This is a genomic window from Streptosporangium sp. CA-135522 (genome assembly GCF_050949235.1).
GTDB lineage: Bacteria > Actinomycetota > Actinomycetes > Streptosporangiales > Streptosporangiaceae > Streptosporangium.
Genome location: NZ_CP192026.1, coordinates 7,694,081 through 7,707,682, shown reverse-complemented (window position 1 = coordinate 7,707,682; position 13,602 = coordinate 7,694,081). Strand labels below are relative to the sequence as shown.

General features: G+C 67.4%; 12 protein-coding genes and 1 tRNA gene. 7 read left to right on the top strand and 6 right to left on the bottom strand.

Annotated elements, in window-relative coordinates:
- Positions 1-7 precede the first annotated feature (7 nt).
- Both ACQPYK_RS36440 and aceE read right to left on the bottom strand, forming a co-directional pair.
- Entirely contained in the window at positions 8-1,570 is a 1,563-nt protein-coding gene (locus tag ACQPYK_RS36440) for an alpha/beta hydrolase (RefSeq protein ID WP_433241559.1), read from the bottom strand.
- Positions 1,571-1,658: 88 nt separating this feature from the next.
- Entirely contained in the window at positions 1,659-4,406 is a 2,748-nt protein-coding gene (aceE, locus tag ACQPYK_RS36435; RefSeq protein WP_433241556.1) for a pyruvate dehydrogenase (acetyl-transferring), homodimeric type, read from the bottom strand.
- 494 nt (positions 4,407-4,900) lie between these two features.
- Here aceE and ACQPYK_RS36430 point away from each other — a divergent pair, with 494 nt between their 5' ends.
- The 6 genes from ACQPYK_RS36430 (at position 4,901) to ACQPYK_RS36405 (ending at position 7,961) form a co-directional block, all read left to right on the top strand.
- On the top strand, positions 4,901-5,308 hold the full coding sequence (locus tag ACQPYK_RS36430; protein ID WP_433241553.1) for a secondary thiamine-phosphate synthase enzyme YjbQ: 408 nt from the start codon (positions 4,901-4,903) through the stop codon (positions 5,306-5,308).
- Between the two features lie 123 nt (positions 5,309-5,431).
- Positions 5,432-5,860, top strand: a complete 429-nt coding sequence (locus ACQPYK_RS36425; RefSeq protein WP_433241550.1) for a DUF3052 domain-containing protein — start codon at positions 5,432-5,434, stop codon at positions 5,858-5,860.
- Between the two features lie 85 nt (positions 5,861-5,945).
- Complete coding sequence (locus tag ACQPYK_RS36420; RefSeq protein ID WP_433241547.1) at positions 5,946-6,404, top strand: peroxiredoxin; 459 nt, start codon at positions 5,946-5,948, stop codon at positions 6,402-6,404.
- Positions 6,405-6,463: 59 nt separating this feature from the next.
- On the top strand, positions 6,464-6,778 hold the full coding sequence (locus ACQPYK_RS36415) for a hypothetical protein (protein ID WP_433241544.1): 315 nt from the start codon (positions 6,464-6,466) through the stop codon (positions 6,776-6,778).
- 111 nt (positions 6,779-6,889) lie between these two features.
- A complete protein-coding gene (locus ACQPYK_RS36410; protein ID WP_433241541.1) occupies positions 6,890-7,837 on the top strand; it encodes an ROK family protein in 948 nt (315 codons plus the stop codon).
- Positions 7,838-7,886: 49 nt separating this feature from the next.
- A tRNA-Val gene (locus tag ACQPYK_RS36405) sits at positions 7,887-7,961 on the top strand.
- Positions 7,962-8,017: 56 nt separating this feature from the next.
- Here the strand turns inward: ACQPYK_RS36405 and ACQPYK_RS36400 are convergent.
- From ACQPYK_RS36400 to ACQPYK_RS36390, 3 genes are read right to left on the bottom strand one after another with little or no spacing between them, the layout of a single operon-like run.
- A complete protein-coding gene (locus tag ACQPYK_RS36400; protein WP_433241538.1) occupies positions 8,018-9,193 on the bottom strand; it encodes a site-specific integrase in 1,176 nt (391 codons plus the stop codon).
- On the bottom strand, positions 9,190-9,396 hold the full coding sequence (locus ACQPYK_RS36395; RefSeq protein ID WP_433241535.1) for a helix-turn-helix domain-containing protein: 207 nt from the start codon (positions 9,394-9,396) through the stop codon (positions 9,190-9,192). Before ACQPYK_RS36395 ends, ACQPYK_RS36400 begins: the two co-directional genes overlap by 4 nt.
- Positions 9,393-10,892: a replication initiator gene (locus ACQPYK_RS36390; RefSeq protein ID WP_433241532.1), complete on the bottom strand. Its 1,500-nt coding sequence runs from the start codon at positions 10,890-10,892 to the stop codon at positions 9,393-9,395. Before ACQPYK_RS36390 ends, ACQPYK_RS36395 begins: the two co-directional genes overlap by 4 nt.
- 126 nt (positions 10,893-11,018) lie before the next feature.
- Here ACQPYK_RS36390 and ACQPYK_RS36385 point away from each other — a divergent pair, with 126 nt between their 5' ends.
- Positions 11,019-11,864 (top strand): GntR family transcriptional regulator, encoded by an 846-nt coding sequence (locus tag ACQPYK_RS36385; protein WP_433241529.1) that lies wholly within the window; start codon positions 11,019-11,021, stop codon positions 11,862-11,864.
- Between the two features lie 1,399 nt (positions 11,865-13,263).
- Here the strand turns inward: ACQPYK_RS36385 and ACQPYK_RS36380 are convergent.
- Positions 13,264-13,602, bottom strand: coding sequence for a hypothetical protein (locus tag ACQPYK_RS36380; RefSeq protein ID WP_433241526.1), 339 nt, complete (start codon positions 13,600-13,602; stop codon positions 13,264-13,266).

Sequence of the window (13,602 nt, the reverse complement as noted above, 5' to 3'; positions counted from 1 at the left end):
CGTGGAGTCAGGAGGCGGGGCAGGTGGTGCCCTTCGCGGGGACCTTCCCGTCGAGGAAGTAGGCGTCGATGACCTTCTTCACGCACGCGTCACCCGACAGGTACGCGCCGTGGCCCTCGCCCTTGTAGGTGACCAGCACGCCGGTCGTGAGCTCCCCGGTCAGCTTCGGCGCCCACCTGTACGGCGTGGCCGGATCACCGGTGCCGCCCACCACCACGATCGGCGCGGAGCCGGCGGCGTTCACCTTCCTGGCCTCGTCGCTGCCCGAAGCGGGCCACACCCGGCAGATGGTCCCCAGCCCCGCGCTGCCGAACAGCGGGGAGATCTTCAACGCCGCCGCCTGGACCTTGGCCAGCTCCTGCGGGCTCGGCCGCTCGGCGGTGTCGACACAGCTGATGGCCGGGAAGCTGCTCATGAGGGTCGAGTACGAGCCGTCGGGCTTGCGGCCGTTGTAGCTGTCGGCCAGGGCCAGCAGGATCCGGCCGTCGTCCTTGAACCCCTGGCTGAGGGCCTGTTCGAGCAGCGGCCAGGTCAGCTTGGAGTACAGCGCGGCGGCGACGCCGGTGCCGGCCAGGCCCTGCGTGAGCTCGCGGTCGCCGACCGGCAGCGGTTTCTTCTGCAGCTGAGCCAGGAAGCTGTCGACGTTCTTGTTGGCGATGGTCGTGTCGGCGCCCAGCTCGCACTGGCCGGGACCCCGGACGCAGTCCTTCAGGAAGGACTGGTAGGCCTGCTGGAAGCCGGCCGTCTGGATCAGTGTGCGCTGCTCCAGGGTGACGCTGGGGTCGAGCGGGCCGTCCAGCACGAAACGGCCCACGTTCCCGGCGAACTTGGTCGCGTAGATCGCGCCGAGCTGCGTGCCGTACGAGATGCCGAAGTAGTTGAGCTGCTTGTCGCCCACCGCCTCGCGGAGCCGGTCCATGTCCCGGGCGGCGTTGACCGTGCCGACGTAGGGGAGGATCTTGCCGGAGGTCTGCGCGCAGGCGTTGGCGAACTCCTTGATGATCCTGTCCATCGCGGCCTGCTCCTCCGGATTGGCGGCCACGCTGTTCATCGAGGTGAACCTGTCCATGATCTGCTTGTCGCCGCACCTGATCCCGGAGCTGCGCTCCACCCCGCGCGGGTCGAAGCTGATCAGGTCGTAGCGGGCGCGCAGGGTGCCGAAGACCTTGACGGCCTGGGCGAGGGTGTCGACGCCTGAGGCGCCCGGGCCGCCGAAGTTGAAGACCAGGGAGCCGATCCGCGCGCCGGGGCCGGTGGCCTTGACCCGGATCACCGCCATCTCCAGCGTCTCGCCGGTGGGCTTGGCGTAGTCGAGCGGGACCTTCAGCTTCCCGCACTGCAGGTTCGGGTCCGGCTTGGCAGGCTCTCCGTCCGGGCGCTCGATGTCGGTGCACGGCCCCCAGTCGATCGCGCCCGGCGCAGCGACCGAGCTTCCGGTGGAGTCGTGGACGGAACCGGACGTGGGACCGCCGGCGGCGCCGTACCCGCCGGGTGCGCCGCCGCCACTGCAGGCGGCCAACGCGGTGGACAGGACCGTCGTCACGGTGGCAGCCGTCAGTAATCTTCGCACGGAGTGCTCCCCTCGATTCGTTCGCCGGGGGAAGCGATTCCACCCTAACCGGGCGGGGCCTTCCGAAGAAGGACCCGCCCGGCAGGGATCACAGCCCCATGGACTGAGTGTCGTTGCTCTCGGCGCCGCCCGCTTCGGTGACACCGTTCTTCAGGTGGTACTTGGCGATCGCGTCGTTCAGCACCGCGGCGTCGAGCTCGCCCCGCTTGACGAGCTGGGTGAGCACGGCGAGCGTGATCGAGGCCGCGTCCACGTGGAAGTGGCGGCGCAGCGCCGACCGGGTGTCCGACAGGCCGAAACCGTCCGTGCCGAGCGAGGTCCAGTCACCCGGGACCCACTGGGCGATCTGGTCCTGCACAGCGCGCATGTAGTCGCTGACGCCCACGAACGGCCCCTGGGCCGCCGACAGCACCTGGGTCACGTACGGCACGCGCTGCTCGGCGTCGGGGTTGAGCAGGTTGTGCTCCTCGGCGGCCAGCGCCTCGCGGCGCAGCTCCGCCCAGGAGGTGGCCGACCAGACCTCGGCCGCCACGCCCCACTCCTCGGCCAGCATCCGCTGGGCCTCCATGGCCCACGGGCCGGCCACGCCGGACACCAGGATGTTGGCCTTCGGACCCGGCGCGGCCGGTGCGGCCGCGAAGCGGTACAGGCCCTTGAGCAGGCCCTGCACGTCCAGGTCGGCAGGCTCGGCCGGCTGCTGGTAGGGCTCGTTGTAGACGGTCAGGTAGTAGAAGATGTTCTCCGGCTGCTCGCCGTACATCCTCCGCAGGCCGTCCTTGACGATGTGCGCGACCTCGAAGCCCCACGTGGGGTCGTAGGAGACCGCCGCCGGGTTCGTCGAGGCGATCAGCGGGGTGTGGCCGTCCTCGTGCTGCAGGCCCTCGCCGTTCAGCGTGGTGCGGCCGGCGGTGGCGCCGAGCAGGAAGCCCCGGCCCATCTGGTCGGCGAGCTGCCACATCTGGTCGGCGGTGCGCTGCCAGCCGAACATCGAGTAGAAGATGTAGATCGGGATCATGTGCTCGCCGTGCGTGGCGTACGCCGTGCTGGCGGCGATCGTCGAGGCCATCGACCCGGACTCGCTGATGCCCTCGTGCAGGATCTGACCCTCGGTCGACTCCTTGTAGGACAGCAGCAGCTCGCGGTCCACGGCGTCGTAGGTCTGGCCGTGCGGCGAGTAGATCTTGGCGGTCGGGAAGATCGCGTCGAGACCGAAGGTGCGTGCCTCGTCCGGGATGACCGGCACGAAGCGGTGGCCGATCTCCTTGTCGCGCATGAGGTCTTTCAGCAACCGGACGAACGCCATGGTGGTGGCGACGTTCTGCTTGCCGGAGCCCTTCTTGAGCTGGGCGAAGGCCGCGTCGCCGGGGAGCTTGACCGGCTTGGCGCGGACCACGCGCTTGGGCAGGAAACCGCCCAGGGCCGCGCGGCGCTCCTTCATGTATTCGATCTCGGGGTCGTTCTCGCCCGGGTGGAAGTAGGGCGGCAGGTCGCCCTCCAGAGCCGAGTCCGGGATCGGCAGGTAGAGCCGGTCGCGGAACTCCTTCAGCTCGGCCTTGGACATCTTCTTCATCTGGTGCGTCGCGTTGCGCGCCTCGAAGTCCTTGCCGAGCGTCCAGCCCTTGATGGTCTGGGCGAGGATGACCGTCGGCTGGCCGACGTGCTCGCTGGCCGCCTTGTAGGCCGCGTAGACCTTGCGGTAGTCATGTCCGCCGCGCGACAGCTTGCGGATGTCCTCGTCCGACAGGTGCTCGACCATCTTGCGCAGGCGGGGGTCGCCGCCGAAGAAGTTCTCGCGGATGTACTCGCCCGACTCGACGGAGTAGGTCTGGAACTGGCCGTCGGGGACGGTGTTCATCTTGTTGACCAGCACGCCGTCGACGTCGGCCGCCAGCAGCGGGTCCCAGTCGCGGCCCCAGACCACCTTGATGACGTTCCAGCCGGCGCCCCGGAAGTAGGACTCCAGCTCCTGGATGATCTTGCCGTTGCCGCGCACCGGGCCGTCGAGCCGCTGCAGGTTGCAGTTGATGACGAAGGTGAGGTTGTCGAGCTCCTCACGGGCGGCCAGGCCGATCGCGCCCAACGACTCCGGCTCGTCCATCTCGCCGTCGCCCAGGAAGCACCAGACGTGGCTACGGCTGGTGTCCTTGATCTTTCGGTTCAGCAGGTAGCGGTTGAACCGAGCCTGATAGATCGCCCCGATCGGGCCCAGGCCCATGGAGACCGTGGGGAACTCCCAGAAGTCCGGCATCAGGCGCGGGTGCGGGTAGGACGGCAGGCCCTTGAAGCCGTGCGACAGCTCCTGCCGGAAGGCGTCGAGCTGGGGCTCGTTGAGCCGGCCCTCCAGGAAGGCGCGAGCGTAGATTCCGGGCGCGGCGTGGCCCTGGAAGAAGACCTGGTCGCCGGACTCGCCGTGGTCCTTGCCGCGGAAGAAGTGGTTGAAACCCACCTCGTACAGCGACGCGGCCGAGGCATAGGTGGCGATGTGACCGCCGACGTTGGTACGGGCGTTGGCCCGGGTCACCATGACCGCGGCGTTCCACCGGATGTAGGCGCGGATCCGCCGCTCGACGTGCTCGTCGCCGGGGAACCAGGGCTCGCGCTCCGGAGGAATGGTGTTGATGTAGTCGGTGCTGCGCAGGCCGGGCACGCCGACCTGGTGCTCTCGAGCCCGTTCCAACAGGCGAAGCATCAAATAACGGGCTCGAGTGCGACCTTCCGTCTTGATGACGTTGTCGAGCGACTCGAGCCACTCCTGGGTCTCGCTGGGGTCGACATCAGGAAGCTGGCTGGGTAGGCCGTCGCTGATGACCGAGAAACGCTGGCGTCCGGAAGCCACTGGGTCTCGCCTTCCGAGGATGGACTTTTGTCTGGTGTAGGTCGTCTTCCATCCTGGTCGCTTACCCCGGAAAGTGCATCTCTACTAACCGGTAACCAGGAAGTCCCTGCTGGCAGGGGTATAAATGTGGCCTAGACCACCGATGGTAGGACGAATTTCTCCCAAAGGTTACATGGCCGCCGCTTCTTTCTGGAGGTTCGGGGCGTACGGAATTCGGACCCTCCGCGCTCAGCCTGGTCGGGAGAGGTGCGGGAGGCCGGTGTGACGGCGGATGCGGGTGTGCGGCGCGCCGTGGGCGCCACCGGTGGCCAGAAGTCGGCAGGGGAGTGTCCGCCGGGTCCCCGGGACGGGTAAAGAAAGATCGTTTTAGGTCGTCGGCATTGAGGGCGTACCCCCTTATACGGTGCGGCTCGGCGGCGGATGCGCGCGGCCGGTCACGTCCGGACCGCGCGTGGTCGTCGTCCCAGCTCAGGATGGATCGTAGGATCGGGTATGTGAGATCTCAGACAATCGAGGTGGTAACGGGTTCCCGCGAGCGGGTGCACGACATCACCTCCGAGTGCGAGACCTTCGTCCGGTCATGTGGGGGAGACGGTCTGCTGAACGTCTTCGTGCCACACGCGACCGCGGGGATCGCGCTGATCGAGCTCGGCTCGGGCAGTGACGACGACCTGGTCACGGCCTTGGGAGACCTGCTTCCGGCCGACGACAGATGGAGGCATGCGCACGGATCCAGAGGGCATGGACGGTCGCATGTCATGCCGGCTCTCATACCTCCGTACGCCACCGTCCCGGTCCTGTCCGGGCGGCTCGCACTGGGCACCTGGCAGTCCATTGCCGTTGTGGATCTCAATGTCGACAACCGGGAACGCCAGGTCCGTTTGTCATTTTTGTCGGACTAATTCATACGTAGCCCAGTCGTTGCCGTGGCGACCGTTGACGACCGAGGGTCACAGCGTGTGGACTGTGCCGAAGCACTTTGAGCACCGTGTAATCGCGGGGCCATTCAAGCAGGAGGGACAAACGTGAGCGCGACCGCGGGTCAGGCGCAGGGCGAACGCGGCCTGGCCGAACGACTCGGTCTCAAGCCGGGTCAGGTGGTGCAGGAGATCGGATGGGACGAGGACACCGATGACGATCTGCGCGACTCCATCGAGGAACTGACCGGCAACGAACTGGTCGATGAGGACTTCGAGGACGTCGTCGACATCGTGCTGCTGTGGTGGCGCGATGGTGACGGCGATCTGTTCGACGCCCTGAGCGGCGTGTTGACCAACCTGAGCGAGGGGGGCCAGATCTGGCTGCTCACCCCCAAGGCGGGGCGGGAAGGGCACGTGGAGCCAAGCGACATCGGGGAAGACGCCACGACGGCGGGTCTGTCGCAGACCAGCAGCATCAGTGCCGCTCCCGACTGGTCGGGAACACGGCTGGCCACGCCCCGGGCGCGCCGCTGAGGGTCCCGCCCTGCCGTACGGCTCGCGCGAGCCGTACGGCAGGATGATGGCGTTCACCGTCATCCGATGAAAGGACCTGTTGAACATGGCAGTCGAGGTAGGTTCCCCGGCTCCGGATTTCGAGCTGAAGGACCAGCACGGCACTCCGGTCAGGCTTTCGGACCACCGGGGCAGGAAGGTCGTGCTGATCTTCTACCCTCTCGCGTTCAGCGGCGTCTGCCACGGTGAGCTCTGCGCCATCCGCGACGAGTTCATCGCCACCGCGCCCGAGGACGTCCAGGTGCTGACCGTCTCGGTCGACTCGGTGTTCACCCACCGGGCCTGGGCGGATCAGGAGGGCTACACCTTCCCCCTCCTCTCCGACTTCTGGCCGCACGGACAGGTCGCCCAGGCGTACGGTGTGTTCGATGAGGACAAGGGGCTCGCCATGCGGGGCACCTTCATCATCGACGGCGAGGGCGTGGTCCGCTGGAGCGTCGTGAACCCGATTCCGCAGGCGCGCGACGTCGCCGAGTACCACAAGGTGCTCGCCGAACTTTCCTAAGCGGTGATCCGGCGGACGCTCACGAAGCGTCCGCCGGTCTCGACCTCTCGGAGGCGATCATGCCCTGCTTCTCCTGCGGGGCCAGGCAGACCGACCCGATCCGTGGCGCGAGTCCGTGGAAGCGCGGGGTGCGCCGGGAGGCCCAGGTGCTCATCTGCCCGGACTGCCAGCGCACGCACGATCTCGACCTCGACACGTGTTCCTCGTGCGGCTCGGTCGCCCTCATCTGCCGGCTCGGCGAGGTGGAGTGCCGCTCCTGCGGATCGGTACGGCCGGCCCGCGGTGGCGAGCCGCTCGCCGCCGCGTCCTGTGCGCCCGGCCTGTCGGACGAGGTCGAGGCCGCACTGAACCGCGTCCTTGGTCGAGCTCATTAATGCTCATAAGTCGTCTTTTAGTGCATTTATGAGCATGCAGGGGGAGCTGTTGATGTTCGCATGCGCTAGGGTCAGGCTCGGTCCCGCCCCTTCGACCTGCTGGATGCGTGCATGAGCTCCTTCGTTGTGGCCCTTGACGTCGGTGGCACGTCCATGAAGGGCGGCCTCGTCACCCGTTCGGGTGAGATCGTCCTCACCGACCGCCGGGCGACACCGCGCGACGAAGGTCCCGCCGCCGTCGTCGAGGTGATCCGATCCTTCATCGACGACCTCGCCACCGCGGGCGGCGGCACCGCGGCGGGGGTCGGCCTGGCCGTGCCTGGCCTGGTCACCGCGGAGGCGGCGCTCTACTCCGCCAACATCGGCTGGCGTGACGTCCCGGCCGCCGACTTCGTCCCCCTCGACGTGCCCGTCATGCTCGGCCACGACGTGCGTACCGGCGGCCTCGCCGAAAGCGTCCTCGGCGCCGGCCGCGAGATTTCCGACTTCCTCTTCCTGCCCATCGGGACGGGCATCGCCGGCGCGGTGATCCTCGGCGGCGAGCCGTACGGCGGGACCGCCGGATGGAGCGGTGAGATCGGCCACATCCCGGTCTTCCCCGACGGGGAGACGTGCGCCTGCGGCCAGATCGGCTGCCTGGAGACCTACGCCTCCGCCTCCGCGGTGAGCCGCCGCTACTCCGCCCTGGCGGCCTCCCCCGCGACGGCCGAGCAGGTCGCCGCCCTGACCGCCTCCGGCGACCCCCTGGCCGCGCAGGTGTGGGACGACGCGGTCGAGGCGCTGTCCCTCGCCCTGGCCACCTACACGCTCCTGCTGGATCCCTCCGCCATCGTCCTCGGCGGCGGCCTGGCCGAAGCGGGCCCCGTCCTGTCCGACCCGCTGACCGCCCGCCTCCGCGAGCGCCTGACCTTCCGTGCCGCCCCACCGCTCCGTCCGGCCGCCCTCGGCGTCAACGCCGGCATGCTCGGCGCGGCCCTCCTCGGCTGGCGAGCGGCCGGCGTCCCCGAAGTCGGAGCCACATGGTCGTTGGATGTGCTGAAATCCCCTCGCGTGCCGTAAGGTGTTATCCCGTCTGCCGGACGGGATCGTCTGCCGGACGGGATTTCCGGGGCGCTTAGCTCAGCGGTAGAGCGCTCGCCTTACAAGCGAGATGTCACTGGTTCGAACCCAGTAGTGCCCACCAGCCAAAACGCCCCGCATCCGATCTTCGGAGCGGGGCGTGAGTGACTAACTGGGTGACTAACTCCCGAAGATGTCGTCCATGGCCTCCGCGCCCTGCATGAGCACCGGGCGGATCTGCTTGCGGTAGACGGTCTCGGTGACCACCGTGTTGCGGTGCCCGACGAGCCGGGAGATGTCCTCGATCGGGACGCCCGAGTCCGACAGCAACGAGACGAAGCTGTGCCGCATCTCGCGGGGAGTCCAGTCGGTGCCCCGAAGCCCCGCCTTCTCGATGATCTTCCGGACGTCGCGCCGGACGTTGCCCGCACTCATGGGGGTTCCCTTTGAGGTGGAGAAGACGAGACCCTCCGTGTCAGCGAGCTTCCCGCCTGCCTTCTCCTGTTCCTCCCGGAGCGTCCGCAGCGCCTCGACACACCGCCGGGGGAGCTTGAGGGAACGGCGCGACTTGACGGTCTTGGTGTCTCCCTTCTGCCGCACCGACCGCCAGACATAGATCGCGAACTCCTCGTGCTCCCAGCCCGCGTTCGCCACCGGTAACCACGCCTTGCGCTCCTCATCGAACGCGACGACGTGGGACCACAGGAGCGCGCGTAACTCCTCGGTCCGGGCACCGATCAGCAGCGAGAGCACGATGTACGCCCGCATGCGCGCGTTGGCCTTCTCCGCCAGGGCGACGATGGCGTTGGCCTGTGCGAGCGTGAGCGCCTTGGAGACACGACCCTCACGCCCCTCAGGGATCTCGCAGAGATCGACCACGTTCCGCTTCACCTTGTCCCGGCGCATCGCGCTCTTGACCGACCGGTTGAGGATGCCGTGGATCAGCTTGAGGGACCGTGTGCTCAGCTCTTCCGTCTTGCCCGCCAGCCACCGGTCAACGTCCTCCACCGACAGGTCGCGCAGCTTACGGGCGCCCACCGCCGGAATCACGTGCTTGTCGGCGAACGTGGTGTACATCTTCACCGTGTTTGCCGACCGTCCGCCCAAGCCGTGCTGGAGCCAATACTTCACCGCGTCGGCCACCGTGTAGTTGGCCGGTGCGATGGCCAGCCCGTCTTCGTAGTCGCGGATGATCTCTTTGAGCTTCGCCTTGGCTTCGGTCTTGGTCTTGCCGCTGGCCTTCTTGACGATGCGCTTTCCGGCCGGGGTGTAGCCGACCGTCACCGAGGCAATCCAGCGTTCCCGTGTCTCGTCCCAGTGCAGGCCGCCGTCTCCCCGGCTGCGTCGTGTGGTCATGATGCCCTCGCTTCCTGTTCGAGTAGTGCGATGTAGTCGGAGATGGCCGAGTCCGGGATGAGCCGGGTACGGCCCTGGGTGACCGAGCGCAGACGGCCCGATCGGATCTGTTCGTAGATCACGCTGCGGCTCATGCTGAGCAGGTGCATGGCGTCGCATATGCGGTAGAGCCGCCGTTCGCCGGGCGGTCCGAGTGCTGTCATCCGTCCTCCCGCTCGGCGGCGATCTTCCGAGCGGTGGCGACCTTCTGCCGGATGTGCTCGGCCATGATCGCCTCACCGGGGGAGTAACCCGATCCGGCGAACCGCCAGTGACCGAGAACGAGGGTCGTCTCGTCGCCAAGGGGCGGAAGGCCGTGCCGTTCGCGTGCTTCGGTGGCCCGATGTGTTGCGCGAACCTGCCGGAGATCGCCGAGGGTGGTGGAGTAGCGGCGGGACTTCGTGGAGAAGTGGCCACGAAACCCCAGCATGTGCGCCCAAGGCCGGAGACGAAGAGCCTTGTACTCCGAGTGCGCACCTAGCTCCCAGCAGGTACGGATCATCTGTCGCGCGTGCTCGGTGACCGGGAGCGCGTCCAGGTGCAGCCCCGGCTTCAGGCCCGTCCCGTGGCAGCGCCCGCAGGACGCCATCAGGCTCAACCGACCCCGACCGCCGCAGGCAGGACACGACAGCCGGTGATCGACCGTGCCAGAGGCTTCGGCACCCTTCGTCGCGTACTTGGCGATGTAACCGGCCACCGCCCGCTCATTCAACCCGTCGGCACTCTGATCGAGCAGGATGGGCCGGATGTCGAGCTGATCGCCCCAAGCCAGATCCCACCGGCCGAGATCACTTGGGGGAGAGGCGACCGTGACCCGCCGGACCGCCGGAGGGATCGCCCGACTGAGCAGGTCATGATCAGCCCAGTCCGGAGGGATCTCACTCCCGCCGCCCGGACCGTCGAGCCTGACGATGGCATGGAAGTGCACCAGGCCGCGCTGCTGATACTCGGCCACCTTGGCGAACGACACCCGGACATGCTTGGCGAACTCCCGGCGGCTCAGCCCCGCCTCGCTGGCAAGAGTGCGCCGTACTTCCAGAGTGAATCGATGCCACAGCGCGCCCGCATGCGCCTGCCAGAGCACCGCGCCCACGTAGTCGTAGCATTGGCCGCATATGGGTTGCCCGAGCCGATCGTCTCCCGGCTCGTGGCGAGTATGGCAGCCGACCGGATGCCCGTGCTCACAGATCTTGTCGCGCTTGCGGGGACGGCAGGCCCGCAGCGCTCCGCCCTTCTCCCGCCGGGTGTGCACCGGTCCGAACGAGGGGGCCGTCAGGGTGACGAACGCCCGGGGATGCCCGCTCACCTCCTGCGGGATGCCCTTGCCGCCGGACAGGCCCGCCCGGATGAGTTGGAAGGTGTCGGCCCGGTAGACCTCTGAGCAGGACGGACACACCGACGCCCGGCGGTTGCCGCAGGCCACCAGTAGATGCCCGGACGGCTCATCCGTCGTGCGGTAGCTGTGCAGCACCTCACCGCTGGTCGCGTTGACGATCAGCGATTCGCCCGCCAGGTGCACCGGGTGGGCACACCCTCCGGTCCCGGCGACCATGGCGCGCCACCGGTCGTAGCCCGGATCGTTGATCACCCGTGCGAGATCGACCAGCCATTCCGGCTGCTGGTCAGCGGTGCGGTGCTGTGGTTCCTTTTTGTGGTTCATGACGTCCTCCTTCGCTCGCCTGCCAACAGGTGCTCCAACACGTGCTACGTCTTGGCCCATGTGGACATGGTAAACAACACGTGCTACCTCTTGTAAAGAGCAAACATGGAAGAAGAAGGGATCGGCATGACCGACGAAGCGAAGAGCGCGGCCCGCTGGCGAATCATCGCCGACCTCTTGCGCTCTGACGTGGTTCAGGACCACTACCAGCCCGGACAGGCACTCCCCGGCGAAGCGTTCCTCGCCTCCGAGTACGCCACCTCGCGTCCGACGATCCGCAAGGCCATCGCCCAGCTCGTCGGCGAAGGACTGCTCACCGTCGCTCACGGCCGAGGCACCTTCGTTCGCCCCACCCCCGACCGCCGCCTCATCCTCATGGGCGGCTCAGAGCGCGAAGACCTGCTCAGCCCCACCTACGCCCCCGCCAAGCAGGGATGGGAACACATCACCGTCGCCAGCGAAGCCGAACGCACCGCAGGCCGCGTCACCCCCAACTCGGCACTGTTCATGAGCCTCGAAGGAGCCAAAGCCGACGTGCTGGGCGTGCGCCGGGGCCGCATGGGCGTCTACCGCTACGCCTACTGGCAGCACAGCAAGACCCGCGCCCGCATCCACCTGTGCTCCTACCTTCTGGCCGACCAGGTCGCCACCATCACCGGCGAAGGCAGAGGTATGGAGATCAACTCCGAGATCGAGCCCCAGGACTACTACGCCCACCTGGAGCGCGCCCACGGGCCCCTGCGCTGGGTCACCTCGGTGCACACCCAGATGCCCTACGGCGAGACCTATGAAGACCTCAACATGGAACCCATCGGCACGCCTATGTTGATCGTCCGGCGCGTCATGCTCAGCCAGGACGGCCGCCCGCTGGAGTTCACCGAGATCGAAGCCCCCGGCGACCGCTTCGAAGTCGCAGCGGCCAGCGAACATGACCAGGCCGGATCAGACGGACAGGTCGCCCTCAGGGTGTAGTGGGCTCAGAGTTTCTTTACTGGTTCAAGGCGGCAGCGCTCCGCGCCGCCGCACGGCGGGACACGCCCCGCCGCCCCGGCACGGCCAGCGGGCCGGGCGTGCGGCCCTGGCGGCCGGTCCCGGCCCGCGCCAGCCGGGACGGCACGGCGTAAGCCCGCCGTCGCCGCACCGAACACCCGCCACAGCCGAACGAACCCGCCGCTCGTGGTACGCGCTGCCGCCCTGCCGCCTGCCGCCCCACCCTGTTCACGAGGGCACATGATTCACCTCTTGGGGGTTGCACAGTATGCCGCAATCATTTTCGCTTGCGGTTTCGCAAGCGGCTATTGCCATACCCTCTCGCTGCCTGTCGTTAAAGAAGTAACTTAATTCTGTAGTTGGGGCCTCCCGTCCGTGCTGAGCAGGCGATATTGCAGGTTATTTAGTCGGTCCGGCTTGTTGTTCAGGAAGGGTGAATATCTGATCCAAGCGCTCGATGTACCCTCTGGTGCGGTAATCTCCAAGCTCAAAGAGAAGCGCCCACCGTCATCTTCCAGGAGGCCGGTGGGCGCTAAAGCTCATCCCTGTATCTAGGAGCAGCTTCATGAGCAGGTTACCGCTTGGCCAGGGTCCGCTGCTGGTCACATGCGTAGTCGCATGTCTTGTCACCTTGCTTGTGATCATGGGGCATGGCAGTGAGGCATCGCTGGTGGTAGGGGCCGTTACCACGATTCTCATGATCTTCGTTGGCCGGTCGACGGAAGCCAAAGCCTCTCGCTCTGAGAGTCCCAAGGAAGCCGAGGCTCTCACGCTGGGGCGCTCAAAGGAGTGACTGTGAGCGGTCGGTCAGCCGCCTCTGCGCATGGTGTGCCGGGTTGCTGTAGGTGACTCCCCCGCCCCCGCTGCCTCATTGTTCGTGCCCCTCGGTCGGCATCAACTCCGTCTATACCTGTTGGGTGAGGGCTGGCGTGCACGTCGGGGGTGAACGGACACGCGAAGACGGAGTTGACACCTCGGTCGGGACACACAAACCGGCAGCTATCGGGGGCGGGGGAGGAATGGGCCGGGAATCCGCCGGGTGACCCCTGGCAGGCGTGGCGGCGTCGTCCCTCCAAACTCACGTCGCCACGCCCGTCTTATCGGGCTCTTCCAGACAGCAACGCCGTCCAGATCACCCGAGCTTCGCTGATCGGCCAGGTCGGTGTCTCGTGGACCTGGGGGCCGCCGTCGAGATGGACGGTTCGCCGGAGGAACACACGGCCTCCGCCCTCACACAGCTCATAGATCATGACCCGGCATTCGCAGGTCCAGGCAACTGAGCGCGTCCGCGTAAGTGTCGGATACGGCCGTCGCCAGTCCAACCGGATGTGGTCTTGTTGCGGCGTCGCCACATGTGGGCTCAGGCACTCACCGAGCAGAGTCATGATGCACACTCCGCGACGTCATCAGACCGTGGGGACGTCTTCCGGAGTTCTCCGTACCGGTGAGCGACGCAGCGGGCGACGGTGACCGGGTTGTCCACGCCGTAGGCCGTGTACAAGCGGCGGCCTGTCCTCTCCGAGATCTTCCCCGTCCACCAGCGGTAGACGAACCCGTCCGTCCAGACCAGAAGATCGGCCCACACCGAGACCAGGGCGACACCGTAACCCTCGTGGACATCGGCGGAGACGCCGCAGTGTTCGAGACCGCCCCGCAGTCGCTCGGCAGCCAGGGCGGCCGGGTATCGACGGGCTATATGTCTCCTCTCGGTGGCGCTCAT